Consider the following 717-nt stretch of genomic DNA (forward strand, 5'->3'; position numbering starts at 1 on the left):
GAGCTGTTTCATAGGCATATTTAAGCTTTGAACTAGTACTAAGCCCTAAATCAATCAGGTTCTGTTGCGTCATATATTCGTTAAGCCCTCTGAAGTATTGTGTTTTTGAACGATTGATTTTTTCAGTATCTTTATGAAACAAACGCCAATTGATTTTTAAAGCTTTGTAAATCCGGCTATGCTTATCGCCTTGTTGTTTTAAAATCGTAACTCTGAGTTGATCAAACGCTCGATTTATCAATTGAACAACATGAAAACGGTCAATAACGATTTCGGCATTTGGAAAGAGTCGTCTGATAAAAAGTTGATAATTGGCATTTAAATCAATGACAACTGATTTGACAGCTGAACGTTCTTCTAGAGAATAGCGATTTTCAAAGTAAGCACAAATGTTTTTAGACAAGCGATCATCAAGAATTGAGATCAAATTGTGTTTTTTGGCATCGATGGCAATAAATGAATATGATCTGCCAACTGATTTAAATTCATCAAAACAAAGATGTTTAGGAAGAGTGGCAACGCGCTGAGGCCTTTGAAAATTATGGTATAAAATCCGGGCAACTGAACTAGGAGAGATCCCGACTATTTTGGCAATCGTCGTAGCAGGTAGTGATTGTTTGGCTAATTTAAAGACAGCAGATTTGAGACCTCTGGTAAGCGAGTGATTTTTTTCAACGATTGGCGTATTGGCACCGCAAGTTGTCTGGCAGGATTTAC

The 717-nt window shown here is 36.8% G+C and carries 1 protein-coding gene; it reads right to left on the reverse strand.

Translation table 11 applies throughout. The annotated features are described in order from the left end of the window. The coding region (locus tag ON15_RS11270) for an ISL3 family transposase (RefSeq protein WP_010581026.1) at positions 1 to 717 on the reverse strand (717 nt) is incomplete at both ends.

The sequence above is a fragment of the Liquorilactobacillus vini DSM 20605 genome (assembly GCF_000255495.1).
GTDB lineage: Bacteria > Bacillota > Bacilli > Lactobacillales > Lactobacillaceae > Liquorilactobacillus > Liquorilactobacillus vini.